This is a genomic window from Rhodopseudomonas parapalustris (assembly GCF_053772255.1).
In genome coordinates this window covers 254,089-272,331 of record NZ_JAMKBZ010000001.1, presented here as the reverse complement: position 1 = coordinate 272,331, position 18,243 = coordinate 254,089, and the positions used below count along the sequence as shown (strand labels likewise).

The window sequence follows — 18,243 nt, the reverse complement described above, 5'->3', positions numbered from 1 at the left end:
ACGCGCGACCTCGAGCAGGCCGCGCGTTGCAATCAACTTATCGCGGAAGGCGTGGTGGGCTCAGCCGCGTCGCCCGCTGCCGGCATCCGCGGCGCGGCGATTGTCGGGCAGCACGATCACCTTGGCGCCGACGCTGACCCGCGCATACAGATCCTTGACGTCCTCGTTGGTCAGCCGGATGCAGCCGGACGAGACGTGGGTGCCGATGGTCGACGGCGCGTTGGTGCCGTGGATGCGATACATCGTACCGCCGAGATACATCGCGCGGGCGCCGAGCGGATTGCCGGGTCCGCCGGCCATGTGGCGCGGCAAATAGGGCTGGCGGGCGATCATCTCCGGCGGCGGCGTCCAATCCGGCCATTCTGCCTTCTTGGCGACCGACTTGACGCCCGACCAGGTGAAGCCATCGCGCCCGACCCCGATACCGTAGCGGATCGCGCGGCCGCCGCCGAGCACGTAATAGAGATAAGTGTTCGGCGTATCGACGATGATGGTGCCCGGCGCCTCGCGGCTCTGGTAGGCGACGATCTGGCGCTTCAGCCGGGCCGGCAGCTCGGCGGTGGCACCGTCCTCATCGTCCTGCGGCGCGGCCTGCACCTGCGGCGCGGCCTGTTCGACCGGCGCGTAGCCCAGCGGCTGCATCGCCGTGGGTTGCGGCAGGAACGGCAGGAAGGGGAAGGGCAGCGGCTGCGCCGCATTGGCAGGCGCGGCAAGGGCGATGGTCCCGATCGCGACGATAGCGACCGCGGCGGCACGGCTGGTACGCGGAAAACGGATCATGGTCGGTCCCCCTGTGGGTGCTCTGTTCGTTCGCCTCGACGCCTTTGCGGCGACTTGTTGGCGTTACCAGTACGCCACCATCCGTTTCCGGACGTTTTCGCCGCAGCCTGGATTTGGTTTCGTCGCGGTAGGGAATTGTTTCGCCTGTCGGCGCCCACGGCCGTCCGGCAGCGCGCCGAACCGTTTGATCAAGCGCAATTCAGAATAGTCGCCTGCCCGATAAGCCAAGGCCCCCGCGCGGTGCGGGAGAACGGTCGGGGGAGCTTGCGACATGGCGACAGTGAAGTTTTTCGGCAACGAGGCGGTGCCGCTCGAGATGCACAAGGTGCGGATCGTGCAGAAGCTGAGCCTGCCGCCGATCGAGCGCCGGCTGGAGAAGGTCACCGAGGCCGGCAACAACACCTTCCTGCTGAAGAACGACGATGTCTTCCTCGACATGCTGACGGATTCCGGCGTCAACGCGATGAGCGACCGCCAGCAGGCTGCGATGCTGACCGCCGACGACAGCTATGCCGGCAGCGCCACCTACACCCGGCTCGAAGACAAGCTGCGCGAGATCTTCGGCATGCACTACTTCCTGCCGACCCATCAGGGCCGCGCCTGCGAGCACATCCTCGCCAAGGTGTTCGTCTCGCCCGGCAAGGTGGTGCCGATGAATTATCACTTCACCACCACCAAGGCGCACATCACCCTTCTGGGCGGCACGGTGGAGGAGCTGGTGTCCGACGCCGGCCTCGAAGTGAACAGCGCCGTCCCGTTCAAGGGCAACATGGACATCGCCAAGCTTCGCGCGGTGATCGAGAAGGTCGGCGCCGCCAATGTCGCTTTCGTGCGGATGGAGAGCGGCACCAACCTGATCGGCGGTCAGCCGGTGTCGCTGCAGAACCTCGCCGACGTCAGCAACGTCTGCAAGGAGCACGGCATTCCGCTGGTGCTCGACGCCAGCCTGCTGGCCGACAATCTGTATTTCAACAAGACCCGCGAGGATCACTGCAAGACGCTTTCGATCCGCGAGATCACCCGCCGCACCGCCGACCTGTGCGACATCGTCTACTTCTCGGCGCGCAAGCTGGGCTGCGCCCGCGGCGGCGGCATCTGCATCCGCGACCGCGCGATGTACGAGAAGATGCGCCCGCTGGTGCCGCTGTACGAAGGCTTCCTCACCTATGGCGGCATGTCGGTGCGCGAGATGGAAGCGCTCACCGTCGGCCTCGACGAGACCATGGACGAGGAGATGATCAACCAGGGGCCGCAGTTCATCGCCTATATGGTCGATCAGCTCGTCGAGCGGGGCGTTCCGGTGATCACGCCGGCCGGCGGCCTCGGCTGCCACATCGACGCCAAGCGCTTCGTCGACCACATTCCGCAATCGCAATATCCGGCCGGCGCTCTGGCGGCGGCGCTGTACATCGCGTCCGGCATCCGCGGCATGGAGCGCGGCACGCTGTCCGAACAGCGCGAGCCGGACGGCAGCGAGATCTACGCCAATATGGAGCTGGTGCGCCTCGCCATGCCGCGCCGGGTGTTCACGCTGTCGCAGGTCAAATATGCGGTCGACCGCATCGCCTGGCTGTACGCCAACCGCAAGCTGATCGAGGGCCTGACCTTCGTCGAGGAGCCTGAAGTGCTGCGGTTCTTCTACGGCCTGCTGAAGCCGGTGTCGGACTGGCAGAACCGACTGGTGGCGAAATTCCGCGAGGATTTCGGCGACAGCCTGTAAGGCTCCACGCGACGGCTTCTGATCGTCATTGCGAGCGAAGCAATTCAGAGCACCGTTCAACAAGCCTGGATTGCTTGGTTGCTTCGCTCCTCGCAATGATAGCCGATAGGCCTCGTAACACCCGCAGCAGCGCGTCGGCGCCTCCCCGTCCGCGCCGACCTGAGCTGCTCGTTGAATAGCGAAGTTATCGGTCTGCCGTTAACCGAAATCTCGACTCTAGGAGTTCTCACGGCTGCACTCCGGCACTATCCTGCGTCGCATTCGGGCAGGGGGATTTCATCATGCGATTGTTGCTTATTTGTCTCGCGGCGTTGCTGATCGGCACACCGGCGGCGGCGCAGAAGGCTGCGGACTATGAACTGAGCTGCGAAGCATCTGACACTTGGTGCAACATCTCGCTGAAGCAGTTCCGTAAGTGGTACCCACTCGCATGGCGCGGCGATTATCAAGGCCAGCGCAACGTCGCGTTTTGCCTGCGCGATGGATGCGACGGCGCCATTCGCACCAATCCGATCACTGGCTGTGCCTGGCGTATGGTGATCGTCGGGTCCGGTTCGCCGAAGGTTGATTCTTCCGATACGCTCAATCTCAAGACCGATTGCGGCAAGCTCGATGCGGTCGACCGCGAAGCTGCCAACGCGCAGGCCGCGCGGATCATGGCGAATATCCCGCGCCGGTGAGCTTGCGTGTCATGCCAGTGCTGGTTGTGGTATCCGCATCGTGACAACCGGACCTTCGCGGGGCCGAAGCGACTTCGGCCCCGCGGGCGCGACGTGCCCGGCCACGGCTAGTGAGGGCAATCGCAGGCCTAATCCGTTCCGCGGGCCGCATCGTCTCCGGAACCTGCGATTCCTGAATGCGTTGCCGCAACAGGCAACACCAGGAGGTCACCATGGCTGCGAAGAAAGCGACGACGACCACCACGACCCGCGGGCGCAATCAGGACCGTGCGCTGGTCGCCGCCGGCCAGGACTACGAAGTCCGCTACGAAGCCAAGAAGACCGGCCGCTCGGCGCCCGCCGTGAAGAAGGCGATCAAGAAGGTCGGCAACAGCCGCAAGGCGATTGAGAAGCGGCTGGCGAAGAAGGGCTGAGCCGGAGGCGTGTGCCTCCGGCATCGGTGTGTCCTCGCTTGACCGGTTATGCGCATAGGCGCATATAGTGGCGATGGACACTGAAGCGCTCTCGTATCTAACCGCTCTTGCCGATCCGACCCGGCTCGCGGCGCTGCGGCTTTTGTGGGACGGCGAGGAGCACTGCGTCTGCGAATTGATGCGCGTGCTCGGCGCGACGCAGTCGCGGATGTCGCGGCACATGGCGGTGCTGCGCAGCGCCGGCCTGGTCACCGATCGGCGCGATGCGCAATGGGTGCGCTATCGGCGCTCTCCGAATCTGTCGCCCGAAGCGGTGGCGCTGGTCGAGGCCGCGCTCGCCTTCCGGCGCAAGCGCCGCGCGAGGGCCGCATGACCGCCAGCGACTTCACCGGGAAACCTCGCCCACTGACCACCAAGCTGCTCGTCACCGTCCTGCTGGTGGTGCTGTGGGTGGTGGTCTATGCGGCGCTGTCGCCGGCTTCGGAATGGATCGTGCGTCAGCTTCCGCTCGATCCGGCGGGCGGCACTGCGCGGGCGCTGGCGTTCTTCATCTACGATACCCCGAAGGTGCTGATGCTGCTGACGCTGATCGTGTTCGCGATGGGCGTGGTGCGCAGCTTCTTCTCGCCTGAACGCACCCGCGCGCTGCTCGCCGGGCGGCGCGAGGGCGTCGGCAATGTCGCCGCGGCCGGGCTCGGCGTGCTGACGCCGTTCTGCTCGTGCTCGGCGGTGCCGCTGTTCATCGGCTTTGTCAGTGCCGGCGTGCCACTCGGGGTGACGTTCTCGTTCCTGATTTCCGCCCCCCTTGTCAACGAGGTCGCGCTCGGGCTGCTGCTGGCGCTGCTCGGCTGGAAAGTGGCGCTGCTGTATCTGCTGCTCGGCCTCGCGGTCGCGATCGTCGCCGGCATGGTGATCGGCCGGCTGCATCTCGAAGGCTGGCTGGAGGATTGGGTGCGGGCGCTGCGCACCGAGGCGGCGCCGCTCGCAGCCGAACGCCTCAGTGTATCGGACCGGATCGACGCCGGGGTCGAGGCGGTGCGCGACATCGTCGGACGGGTGTGGCCGTGGATCATCGCCGGCATTGCGATCGGAGCCGGCATTCACGGCTGGGTGCCGGAGGGGGTGCTCGCCGGGATCATGGGACGCGAGGCGTGGTGGTCGGTGCCGGCCGCGGTGGCGATCGGCATCCCGATGTACTCCAACGCCGCTGGGATTGTTCCGGTCGTCGAGGCGTTGCTCGGCAAAGGCGCCGCGCTCGGCACCACGCTGGCGTTCATGATGAGCGTTACCGCGCTGTCGGCGCCGGAACTGATCATCCTGCGCAAGGTGCTGACGGTCCGGCTGATCGCCGTATTCGTCGCCGTCGTCGGCCTCGGCATCCTGGCGGTCGGCTATCTGTTCAATTTCCTGTTCGGCTGAAGGAGAAGGCCATGAAGGACGTCAAGGTGCTGGGTTCGGGCTGCAAGCGCTGCATCGAAACCGCCGCTCTGGTGCAGGGCGAGGCTGACCGCCTCGGCGTGCCGATCCGGTTGGAGAAGGTCACCGACTACGCCGAGATCGCCAAATTCGGCATCGCCTCGACGCCGGGCGTGGTGGTGGACGGCAAGGTGGTGCATGCCGGCGGGCTGCCGAAGGCCGAGAGCATCGCGGCCTGGCTGTCGAGCTGACCGGAGGCGGAGACAGGACTTGACCTGTGCTGATATTTCCATTATTCATGAATCATGGAAGCAAATGCAGCCCTCGATGCTCTGTCGGCCCTGTCGCAGGAAACCCGCCTCGCGGTGTTCCGGCTGCTGGTCCGGCGCGAGCCGGACGGCGTCGCCGCCGGCGACCTCGCCAAAGCGGTGGGAGTGCCGGCCAACACTATGTCGGTGCATCTCGGCGTGCTGAGCCGCGCCGGCCTGGTGACCTCTGAGCGGCACAGCCGCTCGATCGTGTACCGCGCCGATCTGGCGCGGTTCCGAGATCTGATGCTGTTCATGCTGATGGATTGCTGCGACGGCCGCAGCGACATCTGCGCCCCGCTGATCGCCGACCTGACCCCCTGTTGTCCTTCGAAAGAGACCGTCGATGTCTGATCGCATCTTCAACGTGCTGTTTCTTTGCACCGGCAACACCGCCCGCTCGATCATGGCCGAGAGCATTCTGCGCAAGGACGGCGGCGGCCGTTTCCATGCGTTCTCGGCCGGCAGCCAGCCGAAAGGCGTCGTCAATCCGTTCGCGCTGAAAGTGCTGGCGGATGGCAACTACCCGACCGAGGGGCTGCGCTCCAAGAGCTGGCAGGAGTTCGCCGCTGCCGACGCCCCGGTGATGGATTTCGTGTTCACCGTCTGCGACAACGCCGCCGGCGAGGCCTGCCCGGTGTGGCCCGGCCAGCCGATGACCGCGCATTGGGGCATCGACGATCCCGCCGCGGTCGAGGGCAGTGACCTCGATAAGGAGCGCGCCTTCGTCCAGGCGTTCCGCTTCCTGAAGAACCGGATCGACGCCTTCACCGCGCTGCCGATCAAGATACTCGACGGCGTCGCGCTCGGCACCAAGCTGCAGGAGATCGGGCTGCTCGCCGGCGTCAGCTTCGGCCGGCCGAAGGTGGCGTGATGGACGTCGTCATCTATCACAACCCCGCCTGCGGCACCTCGCGCAACACGCTCGGCCTGATCCGGAATGCCGGCATCGAGCCGCACGTCATCGACTATCTGAAATGTCCGCCGAGCCGCGCGCTGCTGGCCCAACTGATCGCGCGCGCCGGGCTGACGCCGCGGCAGGCGCTGCGCGAGAAGGGCACTCCGTATGCGGAGCTGAAGCTCGACGACCCGGCGCTCAGCGACGACGAACTGCTCGACGCGATGATCGCGCACCCGATCCTGATCCAGCGGCCGCTGGTGGTGACGCCGAACGGCGTGCGGCTGTGCCGGCCGTCCGAAAAAGTGCTCGATCTGCTGCCACCGCAGCGCGGTGAGTTCTTCAAGGAAGATGGCGAGCAAGTGATCGACGCCAGTGGGCGACGGGTGGCGACGGTGTAGGGCTTCTTTGAGGTGGAGAGGAAGCACGGCGCCTCCCTCTCCACCGCCGTCATCGCCCGGCTTGTCCGGGCGACCCAGTATCCCAGAGCGCCGCTGAGTTCGCGCAGCGATGTGAGTAGTTGAAGTCGGGCGCTCTGGGATACTGGATCCCCGCCTACGCGGGGATGACGTCGGTGCGGGGGATCGCGCCGCTCCCATCAAAGAAATCATCGGTTCGCCAAAAGGGGCCCCTCATGTCCACCTTCGAACGCTATCTCACTCTTTGGGTCGCGCTGTGTATCGTCGTCGGGATCGCGCTCGGGCATCTGATGCCGGGGGCGTTTCAGGCGATCGGTGCAGCCGAGATCGCCAAGGTCAATCTGCCGGTGGCGGCGCTGATCTGGCTGATGATCATTCCGATGCTGGTGCGGATCGACTTCGCCGCACTCGGGCGCGTGCGCGAGCATTGGCGCGGCATCGGCGTGACGCTGTTCATCAACTGGGCGGTGAAGCCGTTCTCGATGGCGGCGCTGGCGTGGCTGTTCGTCGGCTATCTGTTCAGATCGTATCTGCCGGCGGACCAGATCAACTCCTATATTGCCGGCCTGATCATCCTTGCGGCGGCGCCGTGCACCGCGATGGTGTTCGTATGGTCGAACCTGACCAAGGGCGAGCCGCATTTCACGCTGAGCCAGGTGGCGCTCAACGACACCATCATGGTGTTCGCCTTCGCGCCGATCGTCGGTCTGCTGCTCGGGCTGTCGGCCATCACCGTGCCGTGGGACACGCTGGTGCTGTCGGTGGTGCTGTACATCGTGGTGCCGGTGATCATCGCGCAGGGCCTGCGGCGCTGGGCGCTGGCGTCTGGCGGTGAGGCGCAATTGCAGCGGCTGCTCGGCATCTTCCAGCCGCTGTCGCTGGTTGCGCTGCTGGCCACGCTGGTGCTGCTGTTCGGCTTTCAGGGCGAGCAGATCATCCGGCAGCCGCTGGTGATCGCGCTGCTCGCAGTGCCGATTCTGATCCAGGTATATTTCAACGCCGGGCTCGCGTATCTGCTCAACCGGCTCAGCGGCGAGCAGCACTGCGTCGCCGGGCCGTCGGCGCTGATCGGCGCCAGCAACTTCTTCGAACTCGCGGTCGCCGCGGCGATCAGCCTGTTCGGCTTCGAATCCGGCGCCGCGCTCGCTACCGTGGTCGGCGTGCTGATCGAGGTGCCGGTGATGCTGACAGTGGTGGCGATCGTCAACCGCTCCAAGCGCTGGTACGAAGCGGATCAGCGCGCGCCTGTGGCGCGGACGCCGGGCTGAGCGAGTCCTGGTTAAGCGGCTCCGGCTCCGGCCGCAGCGCGCAGCGCGCGACGCCGAACGGCTCGCCCAGCGACAGGCCGCCGTCAATCACCAGCGTCTGACCGGTGATGTAACCGGCCGCCGGCGAGCACAGGAACGCCACCACCTCGGCGATCTCGGTGCCGGTGGCGGCACGGCCGAGCGGCACCGCCGCTTCGAGCACAGTCCGATTGACCGGGTCGTCGCTGAGCTTGGCGCCGATATCGCGATCGACCACCCCGGGCGCGACCGCGTTGACCCGCACGCCGCTGCGGCCGAGATGCCAGGCGAGATAGCGGGTGAGCTGTTCGACGCCGGCCTTGGCGACGTGATAGGCGGCGGTTTCGTGCGCCACGCTGCGCGCCAGCACCGACGACAGGTTGACGATCGCGCCGCGCGCTTGCGCCAGATGCGGCAGCGCGGCCTGCGCGGTGAGCATGTAGCCGCGCAGCATCACCGCTTCGGTCGCATCCCACAGTGCGGCGCTCTGCTCGGCAAATGGCGGCCGCGCCCGCTGCGTCGGCGCGGCGTTGTTGACCAGGATATCGAGCCCGCCGATCGCGGCGGCGGTTGCCGCTACTGTCGCGGCAATCGCATCCTCGTCGCTCATGTCGCCGACGATGAAGCGCGCATCGCCGCCGGCATCGGTAATCGCGCGTGCTGCGGCTTCGCCGGACTCGTGCTTGAGGTTGACCAGCACGACCTGTGCGCCGTGCAGTGCCAGCGTGCGGGCGATCGCGAGGCCGATGCCCTGCGCCGCGCCGGTGACCATCGCGCGGCGGCCGTGCAGGGGCAGTGCGGCGCGATCGGTCATCGCGGCGCCGGCGATGGTGGCCGTGCCGGCCGCAGCTCGATCCGGCTCGCCAGCGCGCGCGGCGCGAACGACAGCACATCGATCACCGCCTGCGCGACATCGTCGGCGGACAGGTGCCAGTCCTGCGGCGGCTCGCCGGCAAAATCGGTGGCGACCCGGCCCGGCATCACGCAACTGACCCGGATGCCGAACGGATGCAGCTCCTGCAGCAGCGACTCCGACAGCCCGAGCAGGCCGAATTTCGAGGCGCAATACGCCGCGCCGCCGCCATAGGCGTTGACGCTGGAGCGGCTGCCGATGTTGACGATGGCGCCGCCGCCGCGCGCCTTCAGCGCCGGGATCGCGTAGTGGCAGCAATAGAACGCGCCGGTGAGGTTGGTATCGAGCGTGAGGCGCCAGTGCTCCGGCGGAAACGTCTCGACCGGCCCGAGCAGGCCGACCCCGGCGTTGTTGACCAGGATGTCGAGGCCGTCGAACGCGGTGACGGTGTGGTCGACCAGCTGCCGCACCTCGGCCTCGTCGCGGACGTCGCATGCGAGACCATGAACCCGGCCGCGGACGCCGTTGCGCAGCGTCGGCAGCGCCTGCGCGATCTCGCTCTCATCGCGGGCGCAGATCATCACCGACGCGCCGGCCTGCGCCAGCGCCTGCGCGATCGCAAAGCCGATGCCCTTGCTGCCGCCGGTGACCAGCGCGGCTTTGCCGGCGAAATTCATGCATGCACCCGTTGGTGCTGCGGCTGCGGCAACGGCCGGGTCAAACCGCGCGGCATCGGGCCGGTGAACCAGCCCGGCGGCTGCTTGAGATGCGCCAGCGCCAGCAGTTCGGGGAACTGCGCGACGCGGTTCTGCCAATAGGCGGACGTTGCGGTGAGCCGCAGGAAGTCGGCGCGGTGATCGGCGTGGCGTTTCACGTCGCCGAGCAGGTGATAAGCGTGCGCCAGCGCCGCGGCCATCGAGGCGTCGTAGGGATAGCCGTCGTGGATCGCCTCGATCCAGCGCGCCAGCTTCGCGGCATTGCCGCCGGGGCGGAAGTTCGGATTGTCGAGGAAGTTGGCGACCAGGTTGAAACTGAACCAGATCTCCTTCTGCTGCTCGAGATCCGGCACGCTGTCGCGGTCGATCTCGAACACTTCCCAACCGGTGCGCAGTACGCGATCGGGCGCGAAGCGATAGCCGAATTCGCCGCGCTCGGCGGATCGGCCGGGGTTGATGGTCTTGTCGTAGCGCTCTTCCTTGGTGCGCGCGTCGCCGAGCGACTGGAACGCCGAGAACATCTCGGTGCCCTTCAGCGGCTGGCAGATGTAGAAGCTGGCCCAGTCGCTGGCGAGCTCGACCGCCAGATCGTAACTGTCCATCATCTGTCCGAAGGTTTCGTCGGGAAAGCCGATGATGAAATTGGTCGAGACGAACACTTGCGGATATCTGGCGAACAGCTCGGCGCGGGCGCGCAGCTTTGGCTTGGTGGTCGGCTTCTTGATGGTCTTCAGCATCGCGTCGTTGCCGGACTCGACGCCGATCTTGAAGGCGCGCAGGCCGGACGCCACCATCGCCTGCATCACCTCGTCGTCGATCGCCACCGCGATCAGGCCGTTGCTGGCGGTCCATTCCAGCCCCGGCACCTGCTCGGCGAGGCCCCTGAACAGCGCCAGCGCGCGCTCCCGGTCCCACAGCAGATCGTCGTCGAGCCAGTCGATCGAGCGGATGCCGTGATCGGTGACGAGGTGCTTCACCTCGTCGATGACGTCCTGCACCGTGCGCTGCCGCAGGCCGAAGCCGTTGAAGTTGCGCACCGTGCAGAAGGTGCAGCGGGCGCGGCAGCCGCGCGCGGCCAGCACCGTGGCGAACGGCTTGTCGGCGCCGACATAGCGTGAGAACGCGCCCAGCCCGCCGTAGCGGTGATACTCCTCGACCCGGATCGCGTCATAGAACGGCGTGACGTCCCAGTTCACCGGATTATCCGGTGGCGGTGCGCCGAGTTCGACGATGGCGCCGGCCTCGGTGAATGCCATGCCGACCGGAACGGCGTCCGGGGTGCCGGCCAGCGCGCCGAGATAGCCGATCAGTTGCTGTTCGCCTTCGTGGCGGGCGACGATGTCGCACAGCCCGCTCGCCAGGATCTCCCGATAGTCGAACGTCGCCTGCACGCCGCCGCACAGGATCGGCACCTGCGGAAATTCGCTGCGGATCAGGTCGATCACTTCGGTGAAACACGGCTTGGTGGTGCCGAACATATACGACACGCCGACATGCGGGTTGGCGCAGGCCCTGACCGCATCGCGGACCAGATCGCGCCAAAGGCCGTAGTCGAAGGCCTCGCCATGCGCGGCCTTGAGTAGCTGATGATTGATGTCGATCAGGTGGATACCGAGCGCGGGATCGGCGGCGCGGGCGGCGGCGGCGAGATAGAGCAGGCCAACCGGCGGGAAGTTGTAGTAGCCGCCGCTGCGTGCGGTGGTGACGTCAAAATAGCTCTGCGGCACCAGCGCCGGCTGGATCAGGATCAGGTCGCTCGGCCGTTGCAGCGAGCGAGCAGCGGCGAAGCGGTCGAACTCGGCGCGGATCCGGGCGCGATCATCCGACGCGGAACTGATGGTCGCAGCGGCCTTGGTCATCACAGCGGCCTTGGTCATCACAGCGGACTCGCGGGCTTGCAGGAACAATCGAACGCAAAGCAACCACGGACGCCGCTCGCTGATGAAAGCGCGGCGGCGCGTCACGAATCAATACAATCACTCTGGCATGAGTAGAAGCGCAGCAGCAGCGCCGCGCTCCTCGGGAAACTACGCGGACGCCGGATCTCTAATGACGGTCGGCGGCTGTCAGGACGCGACGCCGCCGACTAGGGGCGAGGGAGATTGGCGATCAGGCGCTACGCAAATTCAGACCGGTCGCGTCTTCGAGTTCGGCAATCGCCTGATCGGCGCTGACAACCTTGATCGTCGTCATCCCCATCTCGCGGGCCGGCTTGAGATTGACGCCGAGGTCGTCGAGATACACGCAGCGCTTCGGATCGACCCCGAGTGCATCGATCATCATCTGGTAGATCTTGGGATCGGGCTTGCGCAGGCCGATCTTGGCGGACTCGATCACATGGTCGAACAGCGCCATCACCTCCGCGACGTACAGCGTCCGCCCCGACGCCGAGCCGATCGCATTGGCCGGCAGATTGTTGGTGATGCAGCCCGTCTTGTGGTTCTGCTTGATGATCTTCAGCGCATTCACCATTTCCGGCCGCAGCGACCCGGACAGCAGCGGCAGCACGTCCCGGCCGCGCACTTCGGCGCCGAGCGCGCGGGATTCTTGCGCGAACAGCTCATCGAAAGTGTCGAGATCGACCTCGGCGCGCTCGAACTTGGCCCAGGCGTTCTCGAAATGATTGGCCGCGTTGGTGCGGCGGATGATGTCGGCCGGCAGCCCGCGCTCGCTCTCGAACCGCGCAAATGCCTCGAACGGCGAACTCGTGAGCACTCCGCCGAAATCCCAGATCACCGCCTCGACCATCGCGTTCCATCTCCCCACTATTGTTGCGGGAGCGCTAGCACGACGGTGGCGGAGGCTCAATGCATGGTCTTGCTGCTCTTGAGGAACGGCCGGCGGGCGGATTCGTGTTTCTCGTAGAGGTCGAGCCAGCGGCTGTGTTCGGGGCGGACCCATTCGTTATCCGCGGTCTCGGGCAGCGGCATGCTCTTCCGGATAATTTCTTCCAGACGGAAATATTCCGCGGTTTCCTGCGCGGTCAGCCCGATCAGCACACGATTGCCGAAGCGGTCCAGCTCATAGTCGTCGTCTTTGATCATGTTGTTAGGTGACCGAGCCGACGGGGCCGGTCAACGCGATTACGTTCTTAACCTAACCGATCAACCTTACCCGGCGTGCTGTCGCGGGCTGATTTCGTAGTTCTACGGGCGGAGCATTAACCGCTTCTTGTAGCCTTATGATTAGTTGTGAGCATAACGGATCACAAGCAGCGCCACGAGAAGGACCCGCGGAATGCTCAAATCGATTTCGGCACGGATGATCGTCGCCATCACGCTGGTCGCGATCGGTTCGTGCGCGGTTCTTGCGGGGTTCAGCGTCTGGCGGCAGCAGGCGACGATCGATGTCGCGCTCGAGCGCGAACTACGCGCCGACTACGCCAATATCACCGCGGCGACCGAGGCCGAGACCCGGACGACGCTCGCTTTGAGCGATAGTATCGCGTCGATGCAACCGGTGCGGGAATTGACCAAGGCCAGGGATCGCGCCGGCCTGCTGACCCTGCTGAAGCAAGGCCGCGACCAGACCTCGCTGCGCGGGCTGTCGCTCTATACGATCCAGGTCCCGCCTTCGGCGACGCTGGTCCGGATTCACAATCCCGAGAAGTTCGGCGACGACGTGTCGGCACGGCGCAAGATGGTGGTGCAGGCGATGACCACCGGCAAGGCGGTCGGCGGCATCGAGCCGGGCCTCGACAATCTCACCGTGTTCGGCACCACGCCGATGGTCGAAGACGGCAAGGTGATCGGCACCGTCGATATCGGCGCGCCGTTCGGCAAGGCCTTCGTCGAGCGGATGAAGTCGCGGTTCGGGGTCGATGTCGCGATCCTTCAGCTCAACGGCGACAAGGTCAACGTGATCGCCTCGAGCCTGGCTCATCCGTCCACCGACCTGGCGACGCTGCGCCGCGCGTTCGGCGGCGAACTGGTGATCGAGAAGGGCGAGGCCGACGGCAAGGCGGTCGCCAGCACATTCGGTCAGATCAAGCGGTTCTCCGGCGATCCGGTCGCGGTGCTGCAGATCGTGCGCGACGCCAGCGCCTATTCGGCGCTGGAGCGGCAATCGATGCAGTGGCTGGCATTCGCGGCGATTGCCGCCGTGCTGGTCGCCGCCGCGATCGCGGTCTGGCTCGGCCGCGGCATGGCCAAGCCGATCCAGGCGCTGGAAAGCGCAATGCGCGACATCAGCGGCGGCCGGCACGACGTCGAGGTGCCCGGCAAGGGCCGGCACGACGAGATCGGTTCGATGGCTCAGGCCGTGGAAGTGTTCAAGGAAGGGCTGATCGAGACCGGCCGTCTGCGCGCCGCGCAGGACGAGCAGCGCATCAGCCATGAGAACGACCGGCGCAAGGCGATGCACGAGCTGGCGGCGCGGTTCGAAACCGGCGTCGGCAGCGTGGTCGAGCTGGTCGGCTCGGCGGCGACCGAATTGCGCGGCACCGCGGATTCGATGGTCGGCACCGCGCGGGAATCCGAGCGCCGGCTGGTAGCGGCGACCGCGGCGTCGTCGCAGGCGACCTCGAATGCGCAAGCGGTCGCGGCCGCGGTCGAAGAACTCGACGCCTCGATCACCGAGATCGGCAACCGCGTCGATCAGTCGGCGCGAGTCGCCAGCGAGGCTGCGGACCAGGCCGGCCGCACCAATGACGAGGTCAGGGGGCTGGCCGAAGCGGCGCAGAAGATCGGCGAGGTGGTGACGCTGATCAGCGACATCGCTTCGCAGACCAACCTGCTGGCGCTCAACGCCACCATCGAAGCGGCGCGCGCCGGCGACGCCGGCCGCGGCTTCGCGGTGGTCGCGGCCGAGGTCAAGGCACTGGCCGAGCAGACCTCCAAGGCGACCGAAGAGATCACCACCCAGATCAATTCGATCCAGCAGGCGACGCAGTCGTCGGTGCAGGCGATCGCGGGCATCACCGGCACGGTGGCGCAGATCAACGAGATCGCCGCGGCGATCGCCGGCGCGGTGCGCGAGCAGAGCGCGGCGACGCGCGAGATCGCCCACAACGTCGCCGAAGCCTCGCGCTCGACCTCCGAGGTCTCCGGCAACATCGCCGGAGTCAACGAGGCCGCCCGCGAAACCGGCGTGGCGGCGACGCAGGTGGTGGAGTCCGCGTCCGAATTGTCGCGCAGCGGCGAGGCACTCAGGACCCAGGTCGATAGCTTCCTGCGCGAAGTTCGCGCCGCCTGATCGGGCGGGGCGCACCGGCGCGGCGCGTGGCAGAGCGACGCCGCCCGCGCGCCGGGTATGGTTAAGAAATTATCCCGGAATACCGTTCAATTCTCTTTAATCAGATTGGTGGACTGTGCGCGGATGACGCGCGGAGTTCGTTTGTATCTCGTCGGCTCCTTCGTGCTCGTCTCGCTTGCGGGATGCGGTCGCGGTCTGTTTCAGATCGCCGAACGCGAACCGTGGCGGGCCGAGGCCGAGATCGCGTGCCTGAAGTCGGGCGCGGTCCGCGAAGGCCCGGATCTGGTGCGGATCGATCCGATCTCCGGCCCCGGCGTCTGCGGTGCCGAGTTTCCGCTGAAGGTGGCAGCGCTCGGCGAAAGCGGCGCGATCGGCTATGCCGACGACCTGCGCCCGCCGGGTGCGATCGGCGGCACCGCGCAGCAGCCGCGCTGGCCGGCCGGCCAGCGTCCTTACGGCGCCTCCAATTCACAGGCCCCGCGCAACTATCCGGACCAGCAGCCGCGTTACGGCTATGGCGCCAACTCCGGCGCCGCGCAGCCGAACGATGCCGGCGCGCCGGCCTATGGCCGCGGCACCGCACCGATCTCGCTCAATGCACCCGGCGTGGTGACAGCCCGTCCGGACAGCGATCTGCCGCCCGACGGCGAGTCCGCGGCCGAACGTCCGCCGGCCGAGAACGTCACCGGCTATCCGCAGGACCGCAACTACTCGCCGACCTCGCGCTATCCGAACGATGCCGAGCGGCCGCTGCCGCGGCTCGGGCCGGGCCAGCAGGGCGGCATCACCGGCTCGGTTGGGCCGGTCGCGATCAAGCCGACCGCGACGCTGGCGTGCCCGATCGTGTCGGCGCTGGATCGCTGGCTGGCGGAAGCGGTGCAGCCTTCGGCGATGCGCTGGTTCGGCGTGCGCGTGGTCGAGATCAAGCAGATTTCAGCGTATTCCTGCCGCGGCATGAACGGCAATCCGAACGCGCACATCTCCGAGCACGCCTTCGGCAACGCGCTCGACATCGCCGGCTTCGTGCTGGCCGACGGCCGCCGCATCTCGGTGAAGAATGGCTGGCGCGGCCTGCCGGAAGAGCAGGCGTTCCTGCACGACGTCCAGGACTCGGCATGCCGGGTGTTCACCACCGTTCTGGCACCGGGCTCGAACGTGTACCACTACGATCACATCCACGTCGATCTGATGCGCCGGCGCAGTCAGCGCTCCATCTGCAAGCCGGCCGCGGTGTCCGGCGAAGTGATCGCGCAGCGGCTGCAGCAGCGCAATCCCTATGCCGGCGCGCACGGCTGGAACGGCGTCACCGGCTCGATCGGCCGCAACGCCTCGCGGCACAAGGTCGACCGCGACGAGGCCGAAGACGATTAGTTCGAAGGACGCTCAGTTCCGGGCGGCCTTTGGCACCCGATAGGCGGCGAGAAACATCGCGGCAGCACTGTCGACGACGCGCGCGATCCGCTCCGGGGACGGCGGTTCGGAGGTCTGGAAGATGAACGGCAGAAACAGGGTGGCCTGGCAGGCTTGCATGAACTGCGCAGCGGCGAGTTCGCAGTCGTCGATCGCGAGCACGCCGTCGGCGACCTGCGCCTGAAGGTAGCGGCCGAACCGGCCGATGGTGTTGGCGATCACCCGCTCGTAATAGCGCCGGCCGATGTCCGGCATTCGCTCGGCGATCGCCATCACGGTGCGGATCGCCGAGGCGCCGCGCGGATGGCAGATCAGTCCGATATAGGCGTTGCCGAACGCTTGCAGCGTCGCCTCGATGTCGCGGCCCGCGACGAACTCGAACGACAGCATGCCCTGTGCCAAGCTCTCCTGCTCGACGATCTCGCAGAACAGCGAATTCTTGTCGGCGAAGTAGACGTACAGCGTGCCCTTCGACACGCCGGCGGCGCGGGCGATCTCGCCCATGCTGGCGCCGTCGAAGCCGAACTCCAGAAACACCGCGCGCGCGCCGTCGAGGATCTGGCGTCGTTTGGCGCTGTCCTCGTCGTTGTGAATCGGCGCCGCCGATGCTGTTGCAACCATTGGTTCAGCCTGTCCGGTAAAATCACTGGGGTGGAGGGTGTGCAGAAACGCACACCTGCTACGCTGCCGTCAGGAGATTAAGTTGACCGAACCGTTCGGTCAATGGTAGATCAGGATGCCAGCTCGGGCTACCGTCGGGCTGGCCATTTTTCGTCCTGCAAGCTGAGTTCAGGAGAGCCTGATGTCCGGACGCGACCAAGCTGCCCGCGTGCTGCGCTCCGAGCCGGAGAACGGGGAGGCCGTACCGGCCGCCGGCGCGACGCCGCATCCGGCCGCGCCGTCGCAGGCCGAAGCGCTGCGCTCGCTGCTGGAAGATCCTTCGACGCTGAAGCTGGCCGATCCGCCCGAGCCCGAAGCCGAGACCGAGCCGGTGGCCCCGGCCGCGCGCCCCGGCACGGCTGCGAAGCCACCCAGCAAGAAGAAGTTCGTGCTGATCGGCCTCGGTATCGCGGCGCTGGCTGCGATCGGTTATTTCGGCACCGAGTACATGCTGGTCGGCCGCTTCATGGTCGGCACCGACGACGCTTACGTCCGCGCCAACAACACCACGCTCGGCGCCCGGGTTTCGGGGCACCTCGCCGCGATCCTGCCGCGCGACAATTCCGAGGTGAAGGCCGGCGACGTCGTGTTCCGGATCGACGACGGCGACTACAAGATCGCGGTGGACACCGCCCGCGCCAAGATCGGCACCCAGGAAGCCACCATCGCCCGGATCGGCCGCCAGATCACCGCGCAGCAGAGCGCGGTGGAGCAGGCGCAGGCGCAGCTCGACTCCGCCGAGGCCGCGGCCAAGCGCGCCGCGCTGGACTTCGATCGCCAGCAGGCGCTCTCGACCAAGGGCTTCGCCTCGCGCGCCGTGTTCGAGACCTCGCAGGCGAGCCGCGATCAGACCGTCGCTTCCGTGGCCGCCGCCAAGGCCGCGTTCGATGCCGCCCGCGACAATGTCGAAGTGACCAAGGCGCAGCAGGCCGAAGCCCGCGCCCAGCTTGTCGAGCTGCAGAGCGCACTGGCCAAGGCCGAGCGCGATCTCGCCTTCACCAATGTGCGGGCGCCGGTGACCGGGGTGTTCTCCAACCGCCTGGTCAATGTCGGCGACTTCATCAACGCCGGCCAGCGGATGGCCAATATCGTGCCGCTCGACGGCGTGTATATCGACGCCAATTTCAAGGAAACCCAGCTTCGCCGGCTGAAGCCGGGCCAGAAGGTGGCGATCTCGGTCGACGCGTTCTCCAGCCGCAAGATCGAAGGAACCGTCGACAGCCTGTCGCCGGCGGCCGGGCAGGTGTTCACCCTGCTGCCGCCCGACAACGCGACCGGCAACTTCACCAAGATCGTGCAGCGCGTCCCGGTCCGCATCCGCGTCCCCGCCGACGTCGCACGCGAAAACCTGCTGCGCGCCGGCATGTCGGTCTATGTCGACGTCGACACGCGGACGGGCAAGTAAGTACGAGCTCTCATCGTCATTGCGAGGAGCGAAGCGACGAAGCAATCCAGCTCAGTGCACCGGGCCCTGGATTGCTTCGCTCCGCT

20 protein-coding genes are annotated in these 18,243 nt (G+C 66.7%); 13 read left to right on the top strand and 7 right to left on the bottom strand.

The genetic code is table 11. The features are described from left to right. Positions 1-60: 60 nt before the first annotated feature. The gene (locus M9H71_RS01315; RefSeq protein WP_455403317.1) at positions 61-780 is read right to left on the bottom strand and encodes a L,D-transpeptidase; all 720 of its coding nucleotides are present in this window, start codon (positions 778-780) and stop codon (positions 61-63) included. A 271-nt stretch (positions 781-1,051) separates the two neighbouring features. Here M9H71_RS01315 and M9H71_RS01310 point away from each other — a divergent pair, with 271 nt between their 5' ends. From M9H71_RS01310 to arsB, 10 genes are all read left to right on the top strand, one after another. Continuing rightward, positions 1,052-2,500, top strand: a complete 1,449-nt coding sequence (locus M9H71_RS01310; protein WP_455403316.1) for a tryptophanase — start codon at positions 1,052-1,054, stop codon at positions 2,498-2,500. Between the two features lie 311 nt (positions 2,501-2,811). Then, on the top strand, positions 2,812-3,180 hold the full coding sequence (locus tag M9H71_RS01305; protein ID WP_455403315.1) for a hypothetical protein: 369 nt from the start codon (positions 2,812-2,814) through the stop codon (positions 3,178-3,180). Positions 3,181-3,392: 212 nt separating this feature from the next. Next, positions 3,393-3,593, top strand: a complete 201-nt coding sequence (locus M9H71_RS01300) for a DUF3606 domain-containing protein (protein WP_455403314.1) — start codon at positions 3,393-3,395, stop codon at positions 3,591-3,593. A gap of 73 nt (positions 3,594-3,666) precedes the next feature. Further along, the gene (locus M9H71_RS01295; RefSeq protein ID WP_455403449.1) at positions 3,667-3,966 is read left to right on the top strand and encodes an ArsR/SmtB family transcription factor; all 300 of its coding nucleotides are present in this window, start codon (positions 3,667-3,669) and stop codon (positions 3,964-3,966) included. Beyond that, on the top strand, positions 3,963-5,012 hold the full coding sequence (locus M9H71_RS01290) for a permease (RefSeq protein WP_455403313.1): 1,050 nt from the start codon (positions 3,963-3,965) through the stop codon (positions 5,010-5,012). Before M9H71_RS01295 ends, M9H71_RS01290 begins: the two co-directional genes overlap by 4 nt. Positions 5,013-5,023: 11 nt before the next feature. Continuing rightward, complete coding sequence (locus tag M9H71_RS01285) at positions 5,024-5,260, top strand: thioredoxin family protein (RefSeq protein WP_011159097.1); 237 nt, start codon at positions 5,024-5,026, stop codon at positions 5,258-5,260. Between the two features lie 54 nt (positions 5,261-5,314). After that, positions 5,315-5,671 carry an ArsR/SmtB family transcription factor gene (locus M9H71_RS01280; protein WP_455403312.1) on the top strand — a complete coding sequence of 119 codons (357 nt, stop codon included), beginning with the start codon at positions 5,315-5,317 and terminating at the stop codon, positions 5,669-5,671. Then, on the top strand, positions 5,664-6,191 hold the full coding sequence (locus M9H71_RS01275; protein ID WP_455403311.1) for an arsenate reductase ArsC: 528 nt from the start codon (positions 5,664-5,666) through the stop codon (positions 6,189-6,191). The genes M9H71_RS01280 and M9H71_RS01275 overlap by 8 nt, the downstream gene beginning before the upstream one ends. Further along, positions 6,191-6,616, top strand: coding sequence for an arsenate reductase (glutaredoxin) (gene arsC / locus M9H71_RS01270; RefSeq protein ID WP_455403310.1), 426 nt, complete (start codon positions 6,191-6,193; stop codon positions 6,614-6,616). The genes M9H71_RS01275 and arsC overlap by 1 nt, the downstream gene beginning before the upstream one ends. A 233-nt stretch (positions 6,617-6,849) precedes the next feature. Continuing rightward, a complete protein-coding gene (gene arsB, locus M9H71_RS01265; RefSeq protein ID WP_455403309.1) occupies positions 6,850-7,902 on the top strand; it encodes an ACR3 family arsenite efflux transporter in 1,053 nt (350 codons plus the stop codon). Here the strand turns inward: arsB and M9H71_RS01260 are convergent. The 5 genes from M9H71_RS01260 to M9H71_RS01240 all read right to left on the bottom strand — a co-directional run bounded on the left by M9H71_RS01260 (position 7,838) and on the right by M9H71_RS01240 (position 12,533). Further along, positions 7,838-8,734, bottom strand: a complete 897-nt coding sequence (locus M9H71_RS01260) for an SDR family NAD(P)-dependent oxidoreductase (RefSeq protein WP_455403308.1) — start codon at positions 8,732-8,734, stop codon at positions 7,838-7,840. The genes arsB and M9H71_RS01260 overlap by 65 nt on opposite strands. After that, positions 8,731-9,450: an SDR family oxidoreductase gene (locus M9H71_RS01255; protein ID WP_455403307.1), complete on the bottom strand. Its 720-nt coding sequence runs from the start codon at positions 9,448-9,450 to the stop codon at positions 8,731-8,733. The genes M9H71_RS01260 and M9H71_RS01255 overlap by 4 nt, the downstream gene beginning before the upstream one ends. Then, positions 9,447-11,366, bottom strand: coding sequence for a B12-binding domain-containing radical SAM protein (locus M9H71_RS01250; RefSeq protein ID WP_455403306.1), 1,920 nt, complete (start codon positions 11,364-11,366; stop codon positions 9,447-9,449). The genes M9H71_RS01255 and M9H71_RS01250 overlap by 4 nt, the downstream gene beginning before the upstream one ends. A 232-nt stretch (positions 11,367-11,598) precedes the next feature. Further along, positions 11,599-12,237, bottom strand: a complete 639-nt coding sequence (locus tag M9H71_RS01245) for an HAD-IA family hydrolase (RefSeq protein ID WP_455403305.1) — start codon at positions 12,235-12,237, stop codon at positions 11,599-11,601. Between the two features lie 56 nt (positions 12,238-12,293). Then, positions 12,294-12,533: a hypothetical protein gene (locus M9H71_RS01240; RefSeq protein WP_455403304.1), complete on the bottom strand. Its 240-nt coding sequence runs from the start codon at positions 12,531-12,533 to the stop codon at positions 12,294-12,296. A 193-nt stretch (positions 12,534-12,726) separates the two neighbouring features. Here M9H71_RS01240 and M9H71_RS01235 point away from each other — a divergent pair, with 193 nt between their 5' ends. Together M9H71_RS01235 and M9H71_RS01230 are read left to right on the top strand one after the other, a co-directional pair. Continuing rightward, a complete protein-coding gene (locus M9H71_RS01235; protein WP_455403303.1) occupies positions 12,727-14,682 on the top strand; it encodes a methyl-accepting chemotaxis protein in 1,956 nt (651 codons plus the stop codon). Positions 14,683-14,805: 123 nt separating this feature from the next. Next, the gene (locus M9H71_RS01230; protein ID WP_455403302.1) at positions 14,806-16,053 is read left to right on the top strand and encodes an extensin family protein; all 1,248 of its coding nucleotides are present in this window, start codon (positions 14,806-14,808) and stop codon (positions 16,051-16,053) included. A gap of 12 nt (positions 16,054-16,065) precedes the next feature. Here M9H71_RS01230 and M9H71_RS01225 read toward each other — a convergent pair whose 3' ends face one another. After that, positions 16,066-16,713 carry a TetR/AcrR family transcriptional regulator gene (locus M9H71_RS01225; RefSeq protein WP_455403301.1) on the bottom strand — a complete coding sequence of 216 codons (648 nt, stop codon included), beginning with the start codon at positions 16,711-16,713 and terminating at the stop codon, positions 16,066-16,068. Positions 16,714-16,894: 181 nt separating this feature from the next. Here M9H71_RS01225 and M9H71_RS01220 point away from each other — a divergent pair, with 181 nt between their 5' ends. Further along, positions 16,895-18,157, top strand: coding sequence for an HlyD family secretion protein (locus M9H71_RS01220; RefSeq protein WP_455403300.1), 1,263 nt, complete (start codon positions 16,895-16,897; stop codon positions 18,155-18,157). The last annotated feature ends 86 nt before the right edge of the window (positions 18,158-18,243 follow it).